Source organism: Paenibacillus sp. FSL R10-2734 (assembly GCF_037963865.1).
In the GTDB taxonomy this organism is placed as follows: domain Bacteria; phylum Bacillota; class Bacilli; order Paenibacillales; family Paenibacillaceae; genus Paenibacillus_AQ.
The window spans coordinates 3,575,813-3,599,301 of the sequence record NZ_CP150170.1 but is presented as its reverse complement, the minus strand read 5'-3'; the positions used below and the strand labels follow the sequence as shown (position 1 = coordinate 3,599,301).

Annotated in this window: 22 protein-coding genes; 5 read left to right on the top strand and 17 right to left on the bottom strand. The window is 44.1% G+C overall.

The genetic code is table 11. The features are described 5' to 3' along the window. The first annotated feature begins 43 nt into the window (after positions 1 to 43). A complete protein-coding gene (locus tag NSS67_RS15830) occupies positions 44 to 490 on the top strand; it encodes an Lrp/AsnC family transcriptional regulator (RefSeq protein ID WP_339320412.1) in 447 nt (148 codons plus the stop codon). Between the two features lie 78 nt (positions 491 to 568). On the opposite strand, the gene NSS67_RS15825 is transcribed toward NSS67_RS15830, so the two are convergent. From NSS67_RS15825 to NSS67_RS15810, 4 genes are all read right to left on the bottom strand, one after another. Next, positions 569 to 2,119, bottom strand: a complete 1,551-nt coding sequence (locus tag NSS67_RS15825; protein ID WP_339320411.1) for an acetamidase/formamidase family protein — start codon at positions 2,117 to 2,119, stop codon at positions 569 to 571. Between the two features lie 244 nt (positions 2,120 to 2,363). After that, positions 2,364 to 3,176, bottom strand: coding sequence for a DNA alkylation repair protein (locus NSS67_RS15820; protein ID WP_339320410.1), 813 nt, complete (start codon positions 3,174 to 3,176; stop codon positions 2,364 to 2,366). Positions 3,177 to 3,284: 108 nt separating this feature from the next. Continuing rightward, complete coding sequence (locus NSS67_RS15815) at positions 3,285 to 3,968, bottom strand: Crp/Fnr family transcriptional regulator (protein WP_339320409.1); 684 nt, start codon at positions 3,966 to 3,968, stop codon at positions 3,285 to 3,287. An 82-nt stretch (positions 3,969 to 4,050) separates the two neighbouring features. Then, on the bottom strand, positions 4,051 to 5,106 hold the full coding sequence (locus NSS67_RS15810; protein ID WP_339320408.1) for an LLM class flavin-dependent oxidoreductase: 1,056 nt from the start codon (positions 5,104 to 5,106) through the stop codon (positions 4,051 to 4,053). Between the two features lie 459 nt (positions 5,107 to 5,565). Between NSS67_RS15810 and NSS67_RS15805 the strand changes: the two genes are divergently transcribed. From NSS67_RS15805 to NSS67_RS15795, 3 genes are all read left to right on the top strand, one after another. Then, a complete protein-coding gene (locus NSS67_RS15805; RefSeq protein WP_339319020.1) occupies positions 5,566 to 5,886 on the top strand; it encodes a helix-turn-helix domain-containing protein in 321 nt (106 codons plus the stop codon). A gap of 11 nt (positions 5,887 to 5,897) precedes the next feature. After that, positions 5,898 to 6,818 (top strand): IS3 family transposase, encoded by a 921-nt coding sequence (locus NSS67_RS15800; RefSeq protein ID WP_339320536.1) that lies wholly within the window; start codon positions 5,898 to 5,900, stop codon positions 6,816 to 6,818. A 77-nt stretch (positions 6,819 to 6,895) separates the two neighbouring features. After that, complete coding sequence (locus NSS67_RS15795) at positions 6,896 to 7,054, top strand: hypothetical protein (RefSeq protein ID WP_339320407.1); 159 nt, start codon at positions 6,896 to 6,898, stop codon at positions 7,052 to 7,054. 190 nt (positions 7,055 to 7,244) lie between these two features. Here NSS67_RS15795 and NSS67_RS15790 read toward each other — a convergent pair whose 3' ends face one another. Both NSS67_RS15790 and NSS67_RS15785 read right to left on the bottom strand, forming a co-directional pair. Next, positions 7,245 to 8,363 (bottom strand): acyltransferase family protein, encoded by a 1,119-nt coding sequence (locus NSS67_RS15790; RefSeq protein WP_339320406.1) that lies wholly within the window; start codon positions 8,361 to 8,363, stop codon positions 7,245 to 7,247. A gap of 27 nt (positions 8,364 to 8,390) precedes the next feature. Continuing rightward, positions 8,391 to 9,335 (bottom strand): NAD-dependent epimerase/dehydratase family protein, encoded by a 945-nt coding sequence (locus tag NSS67_RS15785; protein ID WP_339320405.1) that lies wholly within the window; start codon positions 9,333 to 9,335, stop codon positions 8,391 to 8,393. Between the two features lie 99 nt (positions 9,336 to 9,434). On the opposite strand from NSS67_RS15785, the gene NSS67_RS15780 reads away from it, so the two are divergent. After that, positions 9,435 to 11,081 (top strand): glycosyl hydrolase family 28-related protein, encoded by a 1,647-nt coding sequence (locus NSS67_RS15780; RefSeq protein ID WP_339320404.1) that lies wholly within the window; start codon positions 9,435 to 9,437, stop codon positions 11,079 to 11,081. Between the two features lie 4 nt (positions 11,082 to 11,085). Here the strand turns inward: NSS67_RS15780 and NSS67_RS15775 are convergent, their stop codons facing one another. The 11 genes from NSS67_RS15775 to NSS67_RS15725 all read right to left on the bottom strand — a co-directional run bounded on the left by NSS67_RS15775 (position 11,086) and on the right by NSS67_RS15725 (position 23,185). Then, a complete protein-coding gene (locus NSS67_RS15775; protein WP_339320403.1) occupies positions 11,086 to 12,252 on the bottom strand; it encodes an aminotransferase class I/II-fold pyridoxal phosphate-dependent enzyme in 1,167 nt (388 codons plus the stop codon). 59 nt (positions 12,253 to 12,311) lie between these two features. Beyond that, complete coding sequence (locus tag NSS67_RS15770) at positions 12,312 to 13,421, bottom strand: GNAT family N-acetyltransferase (RefSeq protein ID WP_339320402.1); 1,110 nt, start codon at positions 13,419 to 13,421, stop codon at positions 12,312 to 12,314. After that, a complete protein-coding gene (locus NSS67_RS15765; RefSeq protein WP_339320401.1) occupies positions 13,414 to 14,244 on the bottom strand; it encodes a GNAT family N-acetyltransferase in 831 nt (276 codons plus the stop codon). Before NSS67_RS15765 ends, NSS67_RS15770 begins: the two co-directional genes overlap by 8 nt. Further along, positions 14,241 to 14,867, bottom strand: coding sequence for a sugar transferase (locus tag NSS67_RS15760; RefSeq protein WP_339320400.1), 627 nt, complete (start codon positions 14,865 to 14,867; stop codon positions 14,241 to 14,243). The genes NSS67_RS15765 and NSS67_RS15760 overlap by 4 nt, the downstream gene beginning before the upstream one ends. Positions 14,868 to 14,890: 23 nt before the next feature. After that, positions 14,891 to 16,003: an LCP family protein gene (locus NSS67_RS15755; protein WP_339320399.1), complete on the bottom strand. Its 1,113-nt coding sequence runs from the start codon at positions 16,001 to 16,003 to the stop codon at positions 14,891 to 14,893. A 3-nt stretch (positions 16,004 to 16,006) separates the two neighbouring features. Beyond that, positions 16,007 to 17,917, bottom strand: coding sequence for a nucleoside-diphosphate sugar epimerase/dehydratase (locus NSS67_RS15750; protein ID WP_339320398.1), 1,911 nt, complete (start codon positions 17,915 to 17,917; stop codon positions 16,007 to 16,009). A 62-nt stretch (positions 17,918 to 17,979) separates the two neighbouring features. After that, positions 17,980 to 19,287 carry a glycosyltransferase family 4 protein gene (locus NSS67_RS15745; protein WP_339320397.1) on the bottom strand — a complete coding sequence of 436 codons (1,308 nt, stop codon included), beginning with the start codon at positions 19,285 to 19,287 and terminating at the stop codon, positions 17,980 to 17,982. Beyond that, positions 19,226 to 20,497 carry an O-antigen ligase family protein gene (locus NSS67_RS15740; protein WP_339320396.1) on the bottom strand — a complete coding sequence of 424 codons (1,272 nt, stop codon included), beginning with the start codon at positions 20,495 to 20,497 and terminating at the stop codon, positions 19,226 to 19,228. Before NSS67_RS15740 ends, NSS67_RS15745 begins: the two co-directional genes overlap by 62 nt. A gap of 32 nt (positions 20,498 to 20,529) precedes the next feature. Continuing rightward, on the bottom strand, positions 20,530 to 21,765 hold the full coding sequence (locus tag NSS67_RS15735; RefSeq protein WP_339320395.1) for an oligosaccharide flippase family protein: 1,236 nt from the start codon (positions 21,763 to 21,765) through the stop codon (positions 20,530 to 20,532). Between the two features lie 6 nt (positions 21,766 to 21,771). Further along, a complete protein-coding gene (locus tag NSS67_RS15730; protein ID WP_339320394.1) occupies positions 21,772 to 22,479 on the bottom strand; it encodes a CpsD/CapB family tyrosine-protein kinase in 708 nt (235 codons plus the stop codon). Then, positions 22,427 to 23,185 (bottom strand): Wzz/FepE/Etk N-terminal domain-containing protein, encoded by a 759-nt coding sequence (locus NSS67_RS15725; RefSeq protein WP_339320393.1) that lies wholly within the window; start codon positions 23,183 to 23,185, stop codon positions 22,427 to 22,429. The genes NSS67_RS15730 and NSS67_RS15725 overlap by 53 nt, the downstream gene beginning before the upstream one ends. Positions 23,186 to 23,489: the final 304 nt, after the last annotated feature.

The window sequence follows — 23,489 nt, the reverse complement described above, 5'->3', positions numbered from 1 at the left end:
TTTTTTCTGTTACAATTACGAAAAAAGAGGTGAAATAATCCACATGCTTGATCCTATCGATAATCATATCTTACAGCGGCTGACCCAAAACAGCAGAATATCCTATACTGATCTAGCTAAAGAAGTTAACTTATCAAGTGTCGCGGTGAAGGATCGCATCGATCGGCTCGTCAATCAAGGCATTATCGAGCAATTCTCTATCGTCATTAGTGCAGAAAAGCTGGGAAAGAAAATTTCCGCGTACCTGGAACTTGAAGTAGAGCCTGCTCATCTAAATCATATTGTCGAGGTATTGAAAGAAAATGAACGCGTAGCCGTACTTTATGAAATGACAGGTCCTTGCATTCTTCATATTCACATTCTAGTTGAGAATCTTGAAGAGATGGAACGCTTTATGCATGAATCGATCTACTGTCTCGATGGACTAGTACGTGTAGAAAACCAGATTTTATTAAAGCGCCACAAGAATCAGGACGGTCTAAATATATAAGAAAAAGAACCGGCAAAAGACGGTTCTTTTCTTATATGGATGCTTATATTATTATTATCTAATAATTGCTAATACGCCCTACTCTGTCTTTGACAGCTTAGATTTATAAAAATTCACGAAGTATTCGCTGGCCTCAACCTTCTCGTCTACAACTCTTATTGGGGCTACAAGCTTCACTGTCTTCCCGTTGTACGTACCTGTTGTCGCTCCGACCTTCATCTCAAGCACATTGTCATTGTAGCTTATTGTAACGATCTGGCTAGCTGTTTTCCAGCTTACTTTCGCTCCAAAGCCTTCAAAGCTGCTGCGTAATCCCACTGCCTTTCTCTCCGATTCGCCGAATTGACCTTTGTCTATCAAGGCATGAACGCCCCAGTTTCCATCCACCACTTGTGTAATTCCAAAATCAGCGGATACAGACATCAGAGAGTAAGCTTCATCTTCGCTCAAATCCATTCCTGCCATTAAAAAATCTTTCGTTTTATGAGCCGCATCCTTCATCGCTTTATCAATGGAAGAGTTATTGAAGATCTCTTTCTGCGCATTCGTTCCAAGCTCTTCCAAATAATTCGCGTAACTGAATCCATGTACAACCCATTCATTCTCATTTTCAAGTAATGGGAAGTTTAAACCTTTCAGTTTGTTGTTTAGTGATGCTTTTTTATGAAGAATAACTTGTATGTCACCTGTTACCGAGGTCTCGATGGCAGTTCCATTAATCTCCGAATCGCCTTGTCCGGCATGCGGATCACCTATCGACAGAAGTGCACCTGGTACGGATACAGGATAATACATGGTTGCACCTTCAGTAATCCGCCAATCATCTACGTTGCCGCCATTGTAAGAAGGTGGAACGGAATCAACAATATCCGCTTCTTTCGGCGCTACGCCCATCGTACCAAAGTGTAGACGTACCGGAATTTTCACGCCTTTCAGCACATCGAAGTTCTTATCAATCGTACTATGGTCTACAATAACACCTGGATAGTCAATTGTCGGGTGCACTTGACCATCCGGATCAGTTTGCACAGTCCATTTATAGTTATAAACTGCTGTTGCATAATCCGTTCCCCCCTCCGTATCCATCTCGTAGATTGTTACCACTTCACGTTTTTTCGGCTCCTCGACCATATCTCCGTATAGATAACCCCAGTTCGCCGCGGCATTCACGCCATATGTTTTGCCAGCGTATTGGTCATTCCCATTTGGTCTCAGCTTCATATCCAAAATCTTCACTTCCAGAACATCTCCTGGTTCAGCACCTTCTACTGCGATAGGCCCCGTCATAATATGTACACCCGGTCCGCGAAGTTCTTCATTCTTCTCCCCTTCAATCCAGTGAAAAATATCTTCGACTCCCGCATCCCCTTTAATCATTCGATCGTAATCATCACCTGAATGATGCGTAATGCCCTCAACCGTTACGATGTCTCCCGAATGTACAGTTAAAGCTGGATTCCCCTTACCAATATTCCCCCATCGAACAGTGTCCGAATTCGCCTTGAGAATATGTGTTTTGGGTTTATACACTCCATCATATGTGTTAGCATACATAACACCAACTGACGAATTCACCACTAAAAACATTGATAACATGACACCAATCTTGCGAAATGTTTGTTTCTCCATACTAAACTCCTCCTCCATCTTTTTGTATGTTAGTTTTTATAACATTTTGTGTTTTTGAGTATAACAGATGAAATACAGATTAACAATATAAATATTTTCTCGTTTTTCGGTTTAAATAATAAATAGCAATGATTAATTTCCTTTGATTATCCAAGTTTACTTCTAATTCCATACTAAAAAACGCCATCACTTATACGCATAGTGTTTGGCGTTTTATCTTTAATTCAAATTCAATTAAGTAATTTCAATGTTGATCAGTGATACTTCTTGTAGCTCGAGTTACAATCCGCTTTGTTTCCTTCGTATCTGAAAGGATCAGCCAGTCGTCACAAATTTGCTGTACCCATGCTGGATTGCTTTTACTAGCATCATTTAACCAATTGCTAACAGAATCCTGAACGTATTTTGCCGGATCAGACTTAAGCGGTTCTAAAAGCGAACGTGCAATCGCCGGATTTTCTTTGAGTGCTGTAATATGCTTCGCCCATACCCCATGTGGACGCGTCAATTCGATCGCAAATCTTCTAATATTCACTTCTTGATCATGAACCCAGTCCTCTAGCCATTCAATGGAATCTTCCAGCTCGGCAATGACTGATTCCCTTAAAGCCATCCATGAAATCTCACGCACCCCAAAATGATCATCCGCTGCAAAAGGACGTATGGCTGTTAGCTTTTGCGATAGACTTAAGGATTGATTTTGACCGACCATATAGGCAGCCCAACATCGGACACTATCGGAACGATGCTGCGCTAAAGCTGTGAATACTCGGGATTGTTCCCCCTCTGATTTGCTGTCCAATGCCTGTCGCCACTCCCGCGCAATAGCGGGTATGAGCTTCATTATTTTCTTTTCCGATAAATCGTTTAGCCTATGTAGGATAGGTTTAGATTCCTGCCCAAAACCAAGCTCTTCAAGCACATTTTCCAGCAGCACAATATGATCCACAGCAAGCCATTCTGTTAAATTCACGGTTTGTAAATACCCCGTATTCAGTAATTCTATAATTTCAACGGGAATGTCACTAACCTTTCGAGCTCCCTTCCTGTGTTCCATGAAAATCGTCCCTTCACCTATGATTTGAAAGCTTATTAAGCTTCATGTCATATCAAGGATACCGTTTTCATAAGAAAAATAGATGTAATCTCATTTACAACTCGAACGCTATGTTAAATTTCTTTCTAATACCTTGTCACGATGAATATGTACGGTTCTGAAACCTGTCTGAATCACCTCAGACTTCACCAATTCTTGTAATGCAACCGTAACCGCTTCTCTGCTCGCACCAATCAAATTAGCGATTTCTTGATGTGACAGTGGAACATTGATTTTATAATAATTGTCCTCATTCTTTATCCCATGTTGATCAGATAGCTTTAAAAGAACGCACAATATTTTATCATGCAGATTTCCGATGGCCAGATTTTGTGTTAACTGACTCATACTTTTTATTCGATCGCTCAATACTTGCATTAGTGACATCAAAAATCTAGGTCTATGAGCTATGAATTCTTCAAATCTTGCAGGATCAATTGTACAGATATGGCACTCTTCCATTGCTTCAATGTAATGATCTCCAGTTCCAAAAGATATCACATCCATTTCACCAAAAACATTACCTTCACTCAAAATATCCGACGTAAACTGCTTCCCATCCGCATTCAATCGATATAAGCGAACCTTCCCTTTTTTCACAAAAAACAATCCTTCAGAAAAGGTGTCCGGTGTTTGAATATATGTTTTTTTCGGGACTACTGTTATTTGAGTTAAATCTTCCATTTCTATTAGATCTTCTAGCGCTAACGATTGAAGCAAATTGAATTGAGATAAATAATGAATATTCTCCATTGCCCCTCCTGTAAATAACGTTATTCGTTACTTTAGTATACCTCACAAAAAAAGCCACGTCCTAAGGACGCAGCTTATTGGCTTAACGATTACTTGCTTCCCAGCGCGCTACTTCTTCTCTAACACGAGGGGCTACTTCCGTTCCCAGCAGTCTAATCGCTTGCATTACATCCTCATGAGGCATTGTACCGTGGGGCATATGTAAAAAGAATCGCGTAATCCCCACATGCTTGCGAAGATGAATGATTTTGTTAGCGACAGTTTCTGGATCACCTACGTATAAAGCACCATCAAAGCTGCACGCGGCATCATAATCGGAACGATGGTATGGAGGCGACCCTTTTTCCTTCGCCCGCACATTGGTCCGAGCAAACGTTGAAGGAAAAAACTTCTCCAGTGCTAACTCATTAGTCTCAGCAATAAATCCGTGAGAGTGTGACGCAATGGGCAAGCTTGAAATATCGTAGCCGGCTTCAGCCGCTTCTTTTTTGTAGAGCTGCACATGTGATGCGTAATCAAGCGGTAGTACATTTCCAATAATGGCCAAAACAAAAGGCAAGCCTAATGCCCCTGTGCGGATCGCTGACTCTGGACTTCCTGCACTCCCAATCCAAATCGGTAAAGGATCTTGAACCGGACGTGGGTAAATACCCAAATTGTCTATGGCCGCTCGATGTTTGCCGCTCCAGGTTACTTTTTCAGACTTCTGAATAGCTAATAACAATTCGAGCTTCTCATTGAACAGCTCTTCATAATCTTTCAGATCATATCCGAATAAAGGAAAAGACTCCGTAAACGAGCCACGGCCGATCATAATCTCCGCACGTCCGTTTGATATACCGTCCAGCGTTGCAAAATCCTGAAACACACGAACCGGATCTGCTGAAGACAGGATCATTACGGCACTGGTCAACCGAATTTTTGTAGTCAAAGCCGCAGCCGCGGCCAATACAACTGCAGGCGAAGACGCCGCATAATCATGACGATGATGCTCGCCCACTCCATATACATCTAGTCCCACCTCTTCGGCGAGTACAATTTCCTCCACCACTTCACGCAGCCGTTCTGCATGACTTATTGTCTCACCTGTTTGGACATCAGGGGTTGTCTCGACAAATGTGCTAATTCCAAGTTCCACTTTTCATTTCCTCCTAATGTCTGCGAGTTGCATTATTCTCTGGATGTAAATGGTTAAATATTCATAATTACATTTAAGCAAGAAACCCATTATAATAGGATTCCCCGATAATTCCAACTATTTCAGCTCCTCACGATTATAAACCGGACTGAGAAGCCCTTATTTTAATGATTTTGGCCATTTTGCTAGATTATCGGACTCAGATGCAACTATTTACTCAAAACTACTCCAAAAAAGTGTGCTTTTATGGAAATAAGAGCTACACAGTCCGAATCTATAGCAAAATGATGCAAAAAGCTCAAATAGCTGCAATACGGTCCGAAACGGCAGGATTACGTGCTATCTGGCTGCAATACAACAATTAAACTGGGACCACGCCGCGAATGCTCCTAGGCCCCCTAATTAAACTGGAGTCTTTACACCCAATAATCTAAACTTAAGTTAAAGGAGTGATCCAGTATGGGAAAAAGGTTGAATAAAGAAACGCAGCTTAACATCGTTAAAGAAGCGTTGGCTGGTATTAAGGTGGGGGTATTGGCTCGCATGTATGACATCCATCCTGAAACCATTCGTAGTTGGATAAGAGATCATCGTGACTTCATCCCTGCTGAAGAGATTCCGTTTGCTGACGAGCACCTCCAGGAGCTACAACGGCTGCAAGAGGTCGAACAGCGGTACGAAAAGGCGGTTAAGGTGCTCGGGGAGAGGGAACTCGAGCTTGAAATCTTACGAGAACTGCTAAAAAAGCAAGCCCCCGCTTATCTGAAAAACTCGAAGTAGCAGAACCATTTATTAAGCGGGGAGAACCAGTAGCAGTGGTTCTGCGCATCTTAGGCATTTCGGAATCCACCTATTATGACCGCAAAAAAAGAGCGAATGTTGCACCATCTGAACGCCCTACAAGAGGCCGACGTGGCCGTCCAGTGCCCGGATACTCTTATACGTATGAGGGCGAACGCATATGCGACGAACAGATAAATCAATGGCTTCTTGAACTGATTGAAGGTGAAGAGTATGTTTACGGCTACAAACTTCTCGCAAAATGTATTCAGGATAAATACAACGTGAAACTAAATAAAAAGAAGTCTTACCGGTTATGTGACGAGCTAGGCATTCTTCAAAAACCACGCCAGCGAGTCCAGTCACATCCGCGTAGACTGCCGAGAAACCGTATCGTTACAAGCTCTAATCAACTCTGGCAAATGGATATTAAGTACGGCTACGTCAGTGGTTTGGAGCGTTTCTTTTTTGTGCTCAGTATCATTGATGTGTTTGATCGCGTTGTTGTCAAACAGTACAGAGGGCCCGCTTGTGAAGCTAAGCACGCCGTTCAGACGCTTTGTTACGCCCTTCAGAGTCGGATAACAGCAGGTGAAGAGATACCTACGATTCGTACAGATAACGGCCCTCAATTCACCAGTAAACTATTTGGAGATATGTGCGAGAGCCTAGATATTATCCATGAGCGCATACCCCCAAGGACACCAAATATGAATGCCTACATTGAGTCTTTCCATAGTTTGATGGAACGCGATCTGTTCCGTATAAGGGACTTTAGGACATTTGAAGAGGCCTATGAATCGCTTGACCAGTACATGGATTTCTACAATAACCGAAAAATGCACGGTAGTTTAAAATCGAAACCTCCAGCCGTGTTTTCAGCGTGGGTTAAAACACTAGAGGATTCTTCAGCATTTCATAGAGCGATGTAATTGCTCGAAAGAAAGAGTAATTCTACGTCTGCAGTATTTTTGGTGGACAGGACTCCGGATTAAGGGGGTCTAGCCGAATGTGCGAGAGTTTAGCTAATGCAAGCGATGACGAAGTTGGTTTAATTGTATTTTGTGCAACTATATACGCTTTGAAGGTAGTTTACTGGGATTTAGTTGCACTCTATACACTTAAAAATGAACATTTACCTCCATATAGCGAAATTCTCGGAAAATAGTTGTACAGTATGCAATTAAACTGGAACTAAGCAGCAAACGAAAAAGCGCAATTGTACTTTTTACAACTATTTAGCCTTTTTAATGAGGATTGAGTGGGTGTAACTAGTGCGATGTAATGGCGATTTACCAAGAGAATATTAAAAGACCACTAATCACCTGAAAAACGGAAGGTTAGTGGTCAATTTTTAGCTAGTTTATGTTCCCAATGCTCGAGTTTATGGGCTTATCCAGCGGTTTCGGCGGTGTTCTCTGATTAATTCCAATCCCGATTCGACCGAATACAAAGGCTCCCCCTGGAATACGATTCGCAAGGTTCATGATGATTGCCGAACCCACTACACACCCGACAAATTGTAGCAGAACACTGAATAGTCCAAGATTTTGCAACCCGAATGAAGAAGGAAGTTTGACAAACAAAGCCAATAGCAACGGGTGAAGCAAGTATATGCCAAAGGAGTATTTACTGCTCCACTCCAGCACACGCGGCACTTTCTTTAATGAAGAAGCAACTGTGAACAGTAGAAAAGTCATGCTCATAGCGAAAAGTAACATATCCACTCTCTTAGAACTATGTGCCGTAATCCAGCCTTGCCCATTCACGAACAGCACTAGCGCCCCAGTTACAACCGGAAGCATGTAGACGGCTAATCGGAACTGTTTTAATTTTGCCCGGAACCAAGTCTCATTTCGCCCCAAGTAATAAGCCACAGTAAAGTAGAAAATCCACCCAGGTGAGAAAACCCAATACAGTTTATCCCAGATATAATGAGCAGCTACCGTATCCACGGGCTTGGTGAAGTTAAAGAACGCTAAGTACACTACGTTTAATACGAACGATGCAATCAGCAATGAGCGGGGTGTGAATTTTTTGGCATGCTTTTGAAACAAGATGAACAGGCCATAAAACTGAAAGATAATGAGGATAAAGTAGCCATGAAAATCTCCAAGTAATATATGGCGCCAGAGGTAATACCAAAAGGCCTGAAGTAGTGGAATGCCCTCACTGCTCGACATATCCAAACCTTTTAAACCTGCGTACAAAGCACCGAAAAAAAAGTAGGGAAGTAAAATATACTTGATTCGTTTCTCCCAAAATCTCGCGGGAATTCCATCTGGGTAAGCAAACGATAATACAAATTGGGAGATAAATATAAACACTGGCGTGCCAAATGTAAGCAATAGACCCACCGACTCTACCCAAGTCGTATTTCCGTCATCATAGACTCGATATAAAGCATGCAGCAGCGCTATACTTAAACAGGCTATACTACGCAGAACAAACATTTCCGAATTCAATTTTCGTTCCATGGGGATGACCCCTTTCGATATTTGCGATTAGTAATTCACAGCACTTCCTACAGTCAATCGGGCTGCAATCGTCTTCTCAAGTCCCTCGTGAAGAGCATGGTTAGGAGACCAGAACATCAATTCCCATGCTTTCTTATTGTTTAAATAGCTGTGAATAATATCGCCCGGTCGAGCCTGTTCATAGGTTGTATGAGAAACTCTACCCGTTATGTCACCCATCATCTCCACCATTGTATTAATCGAGGTAGCTACTCCGCAGCTAATATTCAGGATCTGATTATCCACTCTGTCAACCGTAAGAGCCGCATCTACAAACGCCTGTGCCACATCCTCAACATAGACAAAATCTCTGGTCTGTTCTCCATCCCCGTAGATCACCAAGTCCTTGCCTTGCTTCATACGATCCAGAAAAATCGAAACAACGCCAGCTTCACCATGCGAGCTTTGCCGTGGTCCATATACGTTAGCCAGACGGAGAACCGTATACTTCAGGCCGTGCATGCTGGCAAACATCCGAATGTAGGACTCAGGAACACTTTTGGATACGCCATAGCAAGACTCTGGATTTAAGGGATGTTTCTCATCAATGCTTAAATATTCAGGGTTACCATATACAGCAGCTGATGAGGCGTAAACAATCTTTTCAACATGATGAGCCTCGCACATACGAAGGACGTTTAGTGTTCCAACAATATTCACGTTCGCATCAAACAACGGATTTCGCTGTGATTCTCTTACGTCGATCTGTGCAGCCAGATGAATGACCACGTTCGGCTTCTCACGGCTAAAGACCTCGCTCAGTGTCTCATCCCGAATATCGTACGGATATAGAAGTGCGGAAGGATTTCTATAGAATGAGCCGGAGGCACCCGATACATTATCTACAATTACAGTTTCATTGCCTTCTCTTATGAGCCTATCAACAACATGGGACCCAATAAACCCAAGCCCCCCAGTTACCAATACTTTCAAATAAAAAACTCCTTTCGCCCTATATGAGTGTTCTTTGTACAGGCATCTATAGAAAAGTTCACATAAAATACTAAATCAAAGAATAAAGGAGTGAAGTATATGGCAACTGCCCCTATTCCAGATAATTCTGTAACAACGTCCGTTATTGTGGACGGCGCGGTCACTTCAATTAAATTAGACCCAGAGACTAACGGTTACGTGAATGTTCGATCATACGGAGCCACTGGGAATGGTGTTAAAGACGACACCGTTGCGATTCAAAATGCAATCAATGCTGGAAACGCTAAACGCAAAGTTGTTATTTTCCCGCCTGGTGTATACAAAGTCTCATCCGGCCGCATGCGTAATCCTTCCATCCTTGAATGGTGGTGTCTTCGTATTCCAGCTGGAACCAACCTAAGTTTTGAACCCGGCTCCAAATTAGTCCTAGCCCCAAACCCACCATCAGACACTAGAGTACTCGTCATCTTAAATGCCTCAAATATCGCGATCACTGGCGCTCTCGAAATTGATGGAAGTGCTTCAACTGTGAAAACAAACGTCAACGATCAGCTTCACGGCTTGTTCATTTCTTCTTCGCAAAATATATCCATCGAATCGGTGTACTCCCATGATTGCTACGGTGATAATATTTTTATTGGAGGCACGGAAGAAATTCCATCCGTTAATGTGCAGATCGGGTATGCCCGTTGTGAAACTGCTGGACGAAAGAACTTCGTCATTCATTTTGTAGATCAGCTTCATGTTAACAGCGCGGTTCTAAACAATAGCCGCGGTGGTGCACCTAGCTTCAATGGGGCTAACTCGCTAGACTTAGAACCCGACGAGTTTAAAGGAACTCGCAGCTTTTATCAACGCTTCGACTCCTTGACTACTACTGGTTTCGGCAATGATCTGTCGGCAGGGCTTACAGATGAAATCGCTAAACTCTGGACCCTCGACATCGGTTCGCTTGATATGCGTGTTGCTGGAACCGTAAGTCCAGCATTACTGTCTTATGGATTGACTATGAAAATTAGTCATTTATCTATTCGTTCCACAGATCATAAAGCTAGCTACGGTTTGCAGACGATATACTCACAATTTATCGATATCGCGAGTGCTAAGTTCGATGGCATAGGAGGTCCTGCCATCTATGCTGCGTTCAATGCTTCCGGAGGTAAACCAAGACTGCATATCGGATCGTTAGGAGTGTACAGCTCAGGCTCCAGCTTAGCTAGCGGAGTCCGAATCGACGGAGGAGATCTTTATGTGGGGACAATGGATGTACAGGATCTAACAGGTAATGCTTTATACTTGTTCGCTACGCAATCAGACACGATGGTTACTGTTGACAATATGATCGTTCGTAACAGCGGGACCAATCAGGTAGTTCTAGTCTCTTCTTATGGTTCATCTAAGCCATTCTTGCATTTGAACAATGTAGCGGTGTTTGATACTCGTTCTGTAAAGGTAAAACGCATTCTAGAATTTGAAACGTTGGTTGCCATGCAGGGTACGTCTCTTGGCACTTTGTATAATCCGTATGCAATAACTGAATGGTTCTCAACCTATGGCAACTTCAAACGGGCGATGCGACTCGTTGGGGGAACATTACTTCCCGCAGTATTCATCGTGGAAGGTTCACCCGAGGGAAGCTTAACCGCTCCGGTTGGCAGTCTAGCTATGCGAACAGACGGTGTAGCTAAAGCTACTTTTTATGTGAAGGAAAGCGGAACCGGTGCTAACGGTTGGATTGCCAAGTAATCATTTAGCGCTTCTGAATGCATGTCTCTATTGCATCCAATACACGTACCAGATCATCATCCGATAAGGAGCTTCCAGAGGGTAGGCATACACCTTTTGTAAACAACTGATCAGATACACTATGTCCCTCCATGTAAGGATAATAGAAGGCATTCTCGAATAGCGGTTGTAGATGCAGCGGTTTCCATACAGGTCTCGCTTCTATATTGTTAAATTCCAGGCACTTCAAGAGTTGATTTGCGGAGAATCCAGCAATCTCTTCATCAATTGTTAGCGCACTTAACCAGCGTGTACTGCGACAATTAGGCGCTTCCGGCATGAAATGAAGACCTGGAACAGAACCCAGTCGCTCTAAGTACGTCTGACAAATATGTCTGCGCCGTTCTACTCTTTCCTCAAGCAGTTCCAATTGACCGCGGCCTATGGCTGCCAATAGGTTACTGAGCCTATAGTTATAACCCATTTCGGAATGCTGATAATGTGGTGCAGTGTCACGTGCTTGCGTAGACCAGAAACGCGCCTGCTCCAATGCATCGGTATCATCCGACACAAGCATCCCTCCACCTGAGGTTGTAATGATCTTATTCCCGTTGAAAGAATAGATTCCAAAGCGGCCCCAAGTACCACTAGCCTTTCCGTGATAAAAAGCACCTAGTGATTCAGCAGCATCTTCTATCAAAGTAATACCGTAACGATTCGCAATTTCTACAATAGGCTCCATATCTGCGCTCTGACCGTACAAATTGACAACAACGGCTGCTTTAGGAAGTAGCCCTCTATCATTCAAATCCTGGCAGGCCCGCTGAAAGGCTAGTGGACACATATTCCATGTCTCTGGCTCTGAGTCTACGAATACAGGTGTAGCCCCCAAATATAGAATAGGATTGGCACTAGCTACGAACGTGAGCGTCGAACAAATCACGTAATCTCCTTGAGAGACGCCAGCAAGACGTAGAGCGAGATGAATTGCCGCTGTACCTGAGCTTAACGCAAGTGCACCCTTTGAGCCTGTATAGTCGGCCATCTCCCGCTCGAAAGCATCGACTTGTGGTCCAATGGGAGCGATCCAGCCAGAATGAATTGCATCCTCCAAATAAGCCTGTTCACGTCCACTGACATGCGGCGGGGACAACAAGATTCGTGGTAGAATGCTTGGTTGACGAATACTCATGCCTTGCTCCTTTCTCCATTTGGATGCTTTAATCCAGATGGATTACATATCTTATTGTCTTACTTCAGAGCGTGGTCCAATATATTTTGATTGAAAATAGACGGATGCCGATAGATTGGAAAGTAATTTCCCGCAATTTCCGTGTCGCAGAATGATACAATACGTTCATACACCTCAGGAAAAAATATTCGTTTACCTAAGTAATAGTCCAGTGGCTCTAGTTGAGTAGCGAATCTTAGCTTAAACTGAAACAGTTCGTCGTTGCCCTTATATCCCCCACCGAGATGGAATTTTTCGTATCCATTCTCCATCCCCCACACGGCTGCTGAGTGGATGAGAAATTTGGTTGGTGACCACTGCAGATAAGCCCGATCCCAACCGCATAAGTGATAATGCATCCATGGTCGATCAAGAAGTACAATACAGGCCGCTACCGTCTTCTCCCCATCCACCGCCTCGAATAGCTCTACCTGCCCTTCTGGCAAAAGGCTTGTATCTTCTATAAATTTTTGAGGGAAATAATAAAAGGGATCTGCTTGTAAATCATTTAACGTACCGTAATATAATTCGGTGAAAGACTCGATCCGATCCTTAAGATCCGACTTTCGAATGGTAAATGGAGCTGACTTTAATTTGCGAATATTTCTTTTATGATTGCTGCCATAATTCTGGATAAGCGCTGACTCCGAACCAACCGTCAAATCCATATAAGCTGTATTCCGGTTCAACTCCGTAGTAAGCCCTTTTTGGTATTCGGTGGCATTGCCTATTAAAGGATGAAACCTTACAAACTCGGTCATAATCCTTTTCTCTCTGCAGTAATCTGTGAACGTTTCACTGAATTGTCGATACAGCTCTGTTCGTTCAGCTCCTGTAGGAACATTAGATATCGGTCCCCCGTATCCATAAGGTGTACTAATGTCGTACCATTCCCCTTCAAGACCCAGTTGGATGACTGCGGGAAGATGGCTTATCGATCGAAGTAAGTAAGGATAAATGATGAGCTGTTCACCCTGCTTAAATACAAACAGCTCTGCCTGTTGATGATCTTCATCCTCGAACAGTCGAAAAAAATCTACAGAGAAATAGATATCCTTTCGATCCATCTGATTCAAATAAGCATCCCATTCTTCAGAATGCGAGCTATTAAGGACAATGAAGTTACTCATATGTCGCCTCCTGATAATCCAATATCTTAATCATTCGTATACTTTCAGTGCTTAAGCTAAGCGCAGGGTCTCTCTCTCGTAAAAATGCATCGGATGAAAGTAACAACAACTTTCTCTCCCGGTCTAGGTCGAGTAACACATCAGTTAGTGGGTACCCACCATCCCACTCCCCAATTTGCAGCTGGATGCGAAAATACTGCTCGCCGAGTCGACCCACAACTGAAGTCTTCTGATTTGTTCTAATCCTAAAAGAAGAGAATCCGTATTTTAGATGATGTGCCTCTGCCATTGGGTAATCATCAATGATGTAAGCCACTTCTTCATCATCTATATGCGCGCTAGCAGCAATAACATCTGCATTAGCCACTAATGAACGTTCCAAATCTCTCACGTACCAATAAGTACGTCCTTCTTCCGCAAAGCCTAGGCGAAGATACCAAGCATGAGCCTGTTCATTCCATGAGAACACATCAAGTACCAGCTTCTTAATGCCCTCTCTCTTGGCTAATTTCTCTCCGTAAGCCATGAGCATGCCGCCAATGCCATCCTTGCGATACACCGCATCCACATTCAAGTTATTTAGAACTAACATCTGTTCCATTCGACGCCATTCAGCGAACCCAATGAGCAGATCTCCAATATAGGCTCCAATTAACAATGTGGCTGAATGGGCGCCACACTTACAAGCTGCTTGTAGATATGCTGGATAACCAGCACAAGCAAATATCGTTTGATTGTAAACATGCTCCGGTAAGTTGCTCTTCAAGAGCCGGCATGCATGATTTATATCTTCTTCATGCAGCGGTCTAAACTGCACATTCATGCCTGCCCCTCCTTTTTATTCAGCCTATACTCATCCAGAGGTAGGCTATGCCGACCTGGATTGGCTACAACGTCATCTTGGCGAATCACCTTCAATACGGTTTTACATAAAATCAGCGCATCAAGTCTTAAGCTTAGATTCTCGACATAGGTGACATCATACGAAAGACGGTCTTTCCACGACGAAGTATTGCGTCCTGACACCTGTGCTAATCCCGTAATTCCTGGTCTTACAGAGAATCGCAATCTCTCCCGTTCGGAGTAGTGCGGGCTGTAACGCATGAGTAAGGGTCTTGGGCCAATTAGGCTCATTTCTCCCTTCACAACATTCACCAATTGCGGCAGCTCATCCAGACTTAGCTTGCGGATGATTCCACCAAACTTGATATATCGTCGCTCATCCGGTAATAGCTGTCCCTGCGTATCATAAAGTTCAGCCATGGTTCGAAATTTGTAGATGAAGAAGGGTTTCTCTCCCCGTCCTGGTCGCTGCTGCTTGAACAAGATTGGGCTTCCAAGCTTCATTCGAATCAACAACGCCACCACAGCCAGAACTGGACTAAATATACATAACATAACGATCGCTCCCACTAGATCGAAGCTTCGTTTCATATAGCGATACATGTTAGTCTCCTCCCGTCTTTCTCTTAATCCGTAAAAAGACGTTCCTTAAGTGAGTTCACCTGCTTTAAATCAGCACTCCAGTAGTACACCTTAGTTCCGACTAATGGATCAGGTGCAAAGCTGTTTTTACCCGGAATCTGCTCGTATTTGAAATCTGCGGAAGCTATCCCCTTGAACAACCAAGCCAAGCTGAGCAAATCACTGTCGCTGAAGCTTGTATCGATAATGTCTTTCTTTTCATGAAGTAATAATCCCGCCAGATCTGGAAGATGCTCAGGGCTTAATAGCTTATTGGCCACTGCTCTAACGATATTAAATTGTTCCTCTTGGCGACTAAAGTCACCATCCGGAGTCGAATATCGCTCCCTCGCTAGGTATAGTGCGTGCACGCCATCCAGATGCTGCTCACCTTTCTTGATGGTGATCTCTGGGGTTATGGTCACATCCTGATCGATTACCATATCGATCCCGCCAATCGAATCGATGAAATCACGAACACCGGAGAAGTTCGTCTTGATGTAATGATGAATGGGGATATTCATAAAGTCGCTGACTGCTTGAATGAGCGTCAGCGTTCCCTGCTGATTCCCGCCTTTTGACTCCCCAACTATATGAGCATGATTAATCTTGGTATATCCAACATTTTGCACATAAACTTTTGTGTCTCGCGGTACTGAGACAATATTCACTTTTCGCTGATCCGGCATCACATGTGCAACCATAATGGTGTCAGCGCGCGAGATTTCCCCGCCCCAGGTATCTGTTCCAATTAACACCACATTGAAAGATGAAGTTTTTTTATCGGCTGCAGCAGGTGTCGCTGTTGGTTCAGACGATGGTAGTACTAGGTCATCCGTAATTGCTGAGCTATTCAGAATCCCATTTGACTGTGAGCTTGCTGCAGGTTCCACAGAAATTTTAGAGCTAGGTATCGTCAATGGATTAAGGACAGCCTTTTGAAATCGCTGCTCAGGATTTAACACCCCTTTAATCCAGATCCCACCAACGACAATCACAATAAAAAAAGCAATCAGGGCGAATCTTCCAATTCGCCTCAAGACTATACGCTTTCCTGTGATTTCCTTGTCCCGCTTGCCCCGCAATCTTTTTTTCCAGGCGCTCATAAACGACTTCATCACTCAGATCCCCGCATGAACTTCGGATTTGATCCGTTCAAGCTCATGAGTAGCCACCTGAGGTTCTTCTTGAAAGCCCGAATAACTCGGAATAAGCTGCTTTAACAATTTCTTAATCTGATAGCTGCTTGGCACAAATTCGTAACGTTTGCACAAATTCTCCAGAACACCAAGGACCAAATTCAGTTCGGATCTGGAAACACTTTGCGGACGACTGATCATGATGCGATAATTATTGGTGACTTGAAGGCCTTCCTCTTCCGTCAGGAGCTCCTCATATAATTTCTCTCCAGGACGAATCCCCGTGATCACAATCGGGATATCTTTATCGGGTTCTAGGCCTGACAAACGTATTAAATCTCTCGCAAGATCATATATACGAACCGGCTTACCCATATCAAGCACGAACACCTCGCCCCCTTGCGCCAGTACACTTGCCTGGATTACCAACTGCACTGCTTCAGGGATCGTCATGAAATACCGCACCATATCCATATGGGTAACCGTAACCGGGCCACCGCTCTCGATTTGTCTTTTGAATAACGGGATAACGCTCCCCCGACTACCAAGCACATTACCGAAACGTACAGCGGCAAAAACTGTCTTGCTGGATGAATTCTGATCATTAATAATCATTTCTGCAGCCCGCTTCGTAGCTCCCATAACACTGGTTGGATTAACTGCTTTGTCGGAAGAAATTAGTATGAACCGCTTAACGCCATATTTGGCACTCGCCTCCGCTACATTCCTTGTTCCGATAACGTTGTTCTTAACTGCCTCCACCGGATTCATCTCCATGAGGGGAACATGCTTGTGCGCGGCGGCGTGATACACGATCGAAGGTCGGAAATTCTGGAAAACACTTTCGATCCGAGAAACATCCTGAATATCAGCAATGATGGGCTGAATCTTCTGCTCAGGGTATAGCTTGCGTAGCTCTTGTTCAATCAGGTAAATACTGTTCTCCCCGTGTCCAAGAAGCAGCATCTCCTTCGGACGATAGGCAGCGAGCTGTCGGCACAGTTCCGACCCAATGGAGCCTCCTGCACCCGTGATGAGGATACACTCACTCCCCAAATTCTCGCGAATCTCTTCCGTGTTAATTTCTACTGGAGTTCTACCTAGCAAATCATTTACGGACACTTCACGGATCCGATTGATTGCCATTTTCCCGTCCAAAATTTCTGTCATGCTCGGCATTAGCTTAATCTGTGCTTTTGTTGATTTACAGATCTCGATGATCTCCATTAAGTCGTTATGCGGAGCCGTCGGAAGCGCAATAATAATGAAAGAAATATCCAACTGCTTCACTGCCTCGGGAATGAATTTTCGGTTACCCACAATCGGCAGCCCCATAACCTCCAGCTTTTGTTTGAATGTATCATCATCAATGAAGGCGACCGGATTCATAAATTTAAACTTTGAATGCTTGATATCTTTAGTAACGAGGATTCCTGCCTTACCAGCTCCTACGATTAGAAGATTTCCTTCGAAGGAATCCTTCGCACCCGCTGTCTCAAACCCATCATTTAGAAGACGTTTTACCATTCGTAATCCGACAATGCCGAGAAACACATAACCCGCTGCAAAATAAATAGAAATTGGTAGTCGATAGGAAGGGACCACTGCATGCGTGGATACATTGACAACAATCACTCCAACGAGTGTTAATGCACTCACTTTTAGAAGCTGGAGTAACTCTCTCATTCCCGTGTATCGCCAAATGTTGTTATACACTTTGAATCCGAATGAGAAGGCCGCATACACCGCAATGTGAATGAATATTGCCCACGGAAGCATCCATACGTACATCTCAGGGATTTGAAAATCAAACCGAAGTAAAAACACAAGCCACACTGAAGCTGCAATAATCCCCGCATCCAACATGACCAAACGGACGATCCGCATTCTCATCACTTCTTTCTCCCTAATTAACTAAAAGTTCATTTACTCGCCTTTTATAGGTGCGTGAATGATCAATCTCCCGACAGACTCGCATGCATTTCAGACGGAAGCCTCAATGTTTCCCCCTTATTCAGCGCTTCAACATAGATCGAGTCCATTGCACGAAGCACCGCAGGCAGACCATAGCGAATGATCCTCTCCTTGTTCGCTTCCCCCATCGCCTTGGTTAATGCAGGATCATCACGTAGTTGAATTAATGCCTTAGCGGTAACGGTAATATCATCAACTGGAACCAACATGCCCGTTGACTCATGTTCGATCAAATCGCGAATTCCCCGAATATGCGTACCGATCACAGGTTTTCCTACTGCCATCGCCTCCATAATCGCCCGAGGTAATCCCTCGCGATAGGATACTAGAGCAGCTACATCACACGCTCTAAGTAGATCCGGAATATCCTTACGGTACCCAAGCAGATGCACCTGATCGTTAACTCCTAGCCGATTAGCAAGTTCCGTTAGTGTGTGATCGAACGGCCCCGTACCTGCAAAAGCCAGATGGATATTACCTGCTAGAACGCCCAACTGTCCCAGTGCTTCGATCAGCTGCTTCTGGTTCTTGTTAGCGTTCAGTTCAGCAACGCATAGGACGACGAAAGGAAGTTCATCATTGTCACTCTTCCGCAGATTAAATAGTTGGCGTCGCCTTTCTGCCTTTTCCTTCGCAGCTTCACAATGCTCCTGTTCACTACCGTAAACCTGGAGATCAAGTCCGACACCACTTACATAGGTCACTTTTTTTCGAACAGAAAATTTCTGGGCACGTTCATGATCTTCACTATTTATGGTAATCAACACATCTGTCCAACGAGCCATCAGCCGTTCTAACGGATAATAAAGCATCCAGTTCAGCAGAGGGGCTCCCTTGAAGAAATGAAAGCCGTGAGCTGTATACAATGTGCAAGGTACACCTGCTCTATGGGCCGCAATCCGTCCGAGAATCGAGGCGACTGGCGTATGTACATGGACGAACTGGAACCCCTCCTTCTTGAAGCTTTCCGTTAATATCCCTAGAGCGGCCCAGTTCCGCATCTGCAAAGGGCTGCGCTGAATGGGCACATCATGGCACACGATCCCCTTCTCTTCTAAGCGTAATCTCGCTTCCCCTGGCTGCGCGTAAGCATGAACTTCACAACCCTTTTGCTGTAATAACTCCATGTAAGGTAGATGAAAACTCACGAAATGCCCATAAATGGAGGCTACAAAAGCAACTCTTACTGGCCTAGAGTCTTCAGCAGGTATGCTCCCGAATCTCTTGTTAATGCGCTTGTTGCGCCTGTTCGGTTGGTTGTCGTAGCTTACCCCCGGTTGGCCTTTCAATGCCTTTGGTTCGATACCGCCTCACTCCTTTCCACCCCGTATTCGTTAATCGGATGCAAGCTGCGTTCATAGCCATCATGAACCACCAGTACCGCTGGAATAAGGCTTCTATTCCCATCGAAAGTCCAATCATCGCTGCGTGAGACAGCAGTAATGCCATAATGATCGGTCTGTTCACCTTGTCAGCCGCGCGATAAGAACGGATCCCAACGATGAAGAACCAGAGCATGAATCCGCCATACACGATCAGGCCCAGTAAGCCAAATTCCGTCATAAACCAGATCGGAGTATTATGGATAATAATGCGCAGTTCATAGTTATAAGTACCGAGTCCAATCCCTAACAATGGACTTTGTGCGATCCAATCCACCGCCTTCCCAATGATGTCAAGACGTGACTGAATCTGCGAAGGTCTACTGGCCATATTCCCAAGCACATCCAGATAAGCTGTGCCTTTATACAACAGCAATGCTACAAACGCGACGCTAAACCCCATGCCGATCTTGAGAAGATGAGAAGGATTAGTCAGCAGAAGTGTAAGAAGAACAAGGAAAAGGCCAATCCATGACGATCGTGAAAAGGTCATCATAATGCCCCCGGCTAAGGTTATCGTCGCTAACGTACTCACCCATCCCGGAAGAAGCTTCACCCCATCACCGCTCGTCATAATATGAATGGCGAAAGCCGTTACTAATAATCCGCCGTATGCATTCGGATCAATTAGCATCCCGGACAGTCGACCGTCTTGCACCATAAACGGCACTTTGACTCCGCTAAAAAAATCGAACAAAGCGACGCCATTGAAAATCAGCACACTGATCAGAAAGGCTTGTAGCATTTTATATAACCGATCCCAGCTGTCTACAGCCTGGATAAGCATGATATAAGTCAGCAGTAGGAGAATGAAGCCAACATCCTTTTGCAATAGCGCGTATTGCGTAATGAATCCATTGCGCCAAATGGATACAAATGAAGCGAGGACGAAGATAAACAACATCCCCCAATGCCATGAACTGAATTGCCTCGGGTCCACTTTGAGGTGTAAACCTGCTGCAAACAAACCTAGCATTAAGAAGAGATCAGAGGGTGCGATTCGAAAGGCGCCGCCGATATCAATTTGAGCTGGAAGGCAGATGATGTAACCCATAACCGCAAACAGAAATAAATTACGCATGGTGTAGGGTTTCCCTACAACGGGTACAGATGTCATACAAGCCCCTACTTTCCTATGAGAAATTGCCTCTATGCGGCCAATTCCCGTTGTACCTGATTCCTTGCCTGACGGATGACCAAGAAAAGTACGATCACACTGCCAATCATCTGAACGAATAATGCCAAACTAGCGCCCATCGCAGCACCTAACACCCCGTAAATAGGCACGAATATTAGACAAGAAAGCCCATTAGTGATCACCGAACACAGAAACAATGGAATCTGCGCTTTGTACTTCCCGGTAGCCGTTATGGCATACCACAAGTAAGACGAAACAAATACCAATACGGTAGAAATGAGCAACCAATGAAATAAACCTATCTCTGCAGCCACATCTGGACTGAATAGTAATGTTAGTAGCTGATGACCAAACATCCATCCGATCAAACAAGCGATCGCACTAATTCCTACGCCCATTGCAATCATTCGACTGAGTAAAGAGACAAACTCCTTATGTCGTCCGGCAGCGTGCCAGCGGGCAAGACGTGGTGTTATCGCTTCACCGAGTGCAGTAACAACAACATTGCAGGCAACGATCATGTATGAGAGCGTAGCGTATACACCTAAGTCATGTTCACCTTTAAAGTATGAAATCGCGTATAGTGGGATATTCGTATTTAGCGACATCAACGCCAGCACAACACCAAGGGGTGAACTTACGATTAGTAAGCCCCATATACGTCTTTTGTTAAAAAGAGGTCTGAGCGACGTATGTGCTCTCGCTTTGCGTGCATCATATCCAATGGTTATCGCTAACCACCCGATAATCATGACTAATAACGCTAGAATGAGACTCTGTGTAGGGATAAATACGAGGGCGAAGACAAGTATGGAGAACAATCCTTTAGCAGCTCTCGAGAAAGAGATTTGATCTAGCCGTTCCTGCTTCTGAACGATACCCAATAAAATATCGCTGACCGACTCAACAATTCTATACAATCCGATGAAAAATATGACTAAAGCTGTATTCCAATCAAAACCACTGATTATGCAACAGCCTGCTGTAATCGTGAACGCCACTGCGGTTGTCACGAGGCGAAGTCCAAAAAAATCTCCAAAAAGATATTTCCCCGATGTGTCAACGATCAAGACTGAACGCAGATGCAGATGCGACAGCATGAAGATGGGAGCAGTCACCGCAAGCCCTAACGAATATTGTCCAACGATTTCGGTTGAGCCAAATTTATTAAGCAATATTACTATCACGAATTGAGCGCCTGCGTATGTGATATTCCCGAATAAATAACGAAGAGAAGCAAGTGTCATAATCCGTTAGACCAGTCCTGAAGATGAGGCCCAATCGGCAAAATCTTCACTGCGAATTTTGTAACGTTTTCTACCTTTTCGATAATTCAAAACCGCTCCCAAAATATGTGCCCCTTGCTGCTCAAGTATCTGTTTCGCAGAGTTGGTATGCTTCAAGAGCACTTTCCCGGATTTTACAACTAACAGTACCCCCTCGGTCATCTTCGCCAAGATAAGGGCATCCGAAAAAGGCATTAACACAGAAGAAGAATCGATGACAATCGTATCAAATTTCTCACTAAGCTCTGCGAATAACCTTTTCATTCCTGTTGATCCTAGTAAATCAGCCGGATTGGGGGAGATCGGACCCGATGTCAGTACAAAAAGTCCTTCTGAATCCTCAATAGGAATAATACAATCCTCCACACGGGTTTGATCCACTAGGATACTACTTAATCCGACCCAATTGGGTAGATCGAATGCCTTATGCACAGTTGGCGTGCGCAAATCTCCATCTATCAGCAGCACGGTTCTACCCGTTTCCACCATGGCTATGGCCAAGTTCATTGCCACTGTCGACTTGCCTTCATCTGGAAGTGAGCTTGTGACCAATAAAGATCGGATTTCTCCACCTACTCGGGTATAGCGAATATTGGAGCGTATCGTTCGGAATTGATCTCCATTAGATGATTTCGGTTGTTCCAGGCAATACAAGCTTGGCGTTTTCTTCTTCATGTCCACTAGCTCCTTCTACTGAATTGGATTTCGTCTTCGCCCGCCGTTTCCGTGGCTTCAATTTCCCCACCGTTCCCAGAAGAGGAAGCTGCAAATCCAACTGAATGTTCTTGGCGCTTCTCACGGGCTTCTCCGCCAATTCCCGTAGAATGGAAATTGCGATCCCAGCAATCAATGCTAATCCGAAAGCAACGACCATATTGAAGACCGGCTTGGGAGAGATCGCCTCAGAAGGAACCTTGGCTCGATCAAGAAACACCACATTTTCCACCCCCATAATCGCTTGGATGTTCCCGTTGAAGGCCTCTCCAAAGCCATTCGCGATATCCGTTGCCCGCTGAGCATTAGAATCCGTCACAATTACCGTCGTCACGAGTGATTCACTACTTGTTCTTGTCTTAACTTTTTCTAATAGTTTTTCAGGGCTCACGTTTAATTCCAACTTTCTAACAACCTCTTCAGCGATTCTACTGCTTCGGATAATTTCTCCGTAAGTGGTTACTAGTTTTTGCCCAGCCATAATGTCATTGATTGCTTTCTGTTGCCTATCCCCTTGAATAAGAATTGAAGCAGTCGCCTCGTATTTCGGTTTCAAGACATAGTAGCTTACGAAGCTAGCAATGCCGACCGCAACAATACATAATACAATGATGAACAGCAGCCTACGTTTCACTAGTTTCAAAATGCTGCCTAGTTCGAATTCCATCGTTCATTTCTCCTAACCGTTAATGTATTTTCGTCTTCTTCAACAAGTGCTTTATTGTATATTGATATTCTCGTTAACCCAATATATGTCCAAAAAAAGTTGGGAATTTATAATCCTGCTTTTAAAGAAAACCACCCGACTCTCTATTAAATCCCAACAGAAATAGGCCGTTTACTAGTATGATCTACTGGTAGACTGCCTTATATTTTTACTGCTTTGCTCTTTGAAATTCATTTAAAAACTATAAAATTATTTTTTCATCGATTAAATCTTTACAAGATAGATTTATTACCATATCAATAAG

Coding starts and splice junctions, on each gene's coding strand:
- NSS67_RS15830 (WP_339320412.1), top strand. CDS start 44: ATGCTTGATCCTATCGATAATCATATCTTACAGCGGCTGACCCAAAAC.
- NSS67_RS15825 (WP_339320411.1), bottom strand. CDS start 2,119: ATGGAGAAACAAACATTTCGCAAGATTGGTGTCATGTTATCAATGTTT.
- NSS67_RS15820 (WP_339320410.1), bottom strand. CDS start 3,176: ATGGAACACAGGAAGGGAGCTCGAAAGGTTAGTGACATTCCCGTTGAA.
- NSS67_RS15815 (WP_339320409.1), bottom strand. CDS start 3,968: ATGGAGAATATTCATTATTTATCTCAATTCAATTTGCTTCAATCGTTA.
- NSS67_RS15805 (WP_339319020.1), top strand. CDS start 5,566: ATGGGAAAAAGGTTGAATAAAGAAACGCAGCTTAACATCGTTAAAGAA.
- NSS67_RS15795 (WP_339320407.1), top strand. CDS start 6,896: ATGTGCGAGAGTTTAGCTAATGCAAGCGATGACGAAGTTGGTTTAATT.
- NSS67_RS15790 (WP_339320406.1), bottom strand. CDS start 8,363: ATGGAACGAAAATTGAATTCGGAAATGTTTGTTCTGCGTAGTATAGCC.
- NSS67_RS15780 (WP_339320404.1), top strand. CDS start 9,435: ATGGCAACTGCCCCTATTCCAGATAATTCTGTAACAACGTCCGTTATT.
- NSS67_RS15775 (WP_339320403.1), bottom strand. CDS start 12,252: ATGAGTATTCGTCAACCAAGCATTCTACCACGAATCTTGTTGTCCCCG.
- NSS67_RS15770 (WP_339320402.1), bottom strand. CDS start 13,421: ATGAGTAACTTCATTGTCCTTAATAGCTCGCATTCTGAAGAATGGGAT.
- NSS67_RS15765 (WP_339320401.1), bottom strand. CDS start 14,244: ATGAATGTGCAGTTTAGACCGCTGCATGAAGAAGATATAAATCATGCA.
- NSS67_RS15760 (WP_339320400.1), bottom strand. CDS start 14,867: ATGTATCGCTATATGAAACGAAGCTTCGATCTAGTGGGAGCGATCGTT.
- NSS67_RS15755 (WP_339320399.1), bottom strand. CDS start 16,003: ATGAAGTCGTTTATGAGCGCCTGGAAAAAAAGATTGCGGGGCAAGCGG.
- NSS67_RS15750 (WP_339320398.1), bottom strand. CDS start 17,917: ATGAGAATGCGGATCGTCCGTTTGGTCATGTTGGATGCGGGGATTATT.
- NSS67_RS15740 (WP_339320396.1), bottom strand. CDS start 20,497: ATGACATCTGTACCCGTTGTAGGGAAACCCTACACCATGCGTAATTTA.
- NSS67_RS15735 (WP_339320395.1), bottom strand. CDS start 21,765: ATGACACTTGCTTCTCTTCGTTATTTATTCGGGAATATCACATACGCA.
- NSS67_RS15730 (WP_339320394.1), bottom strand. CDS start 22,479: ATGAAGAAGAAAACGCCAAGCTTGTATTGCCTGGAACAACCGAAATCA.
- NSS67_RS15725 (WP_339320393.1), bottom strand. CDS start 23,185: ATGGAATTCGAACTAGGCAGCATTTTGAAACTAGTGAAACGTAGGCTG.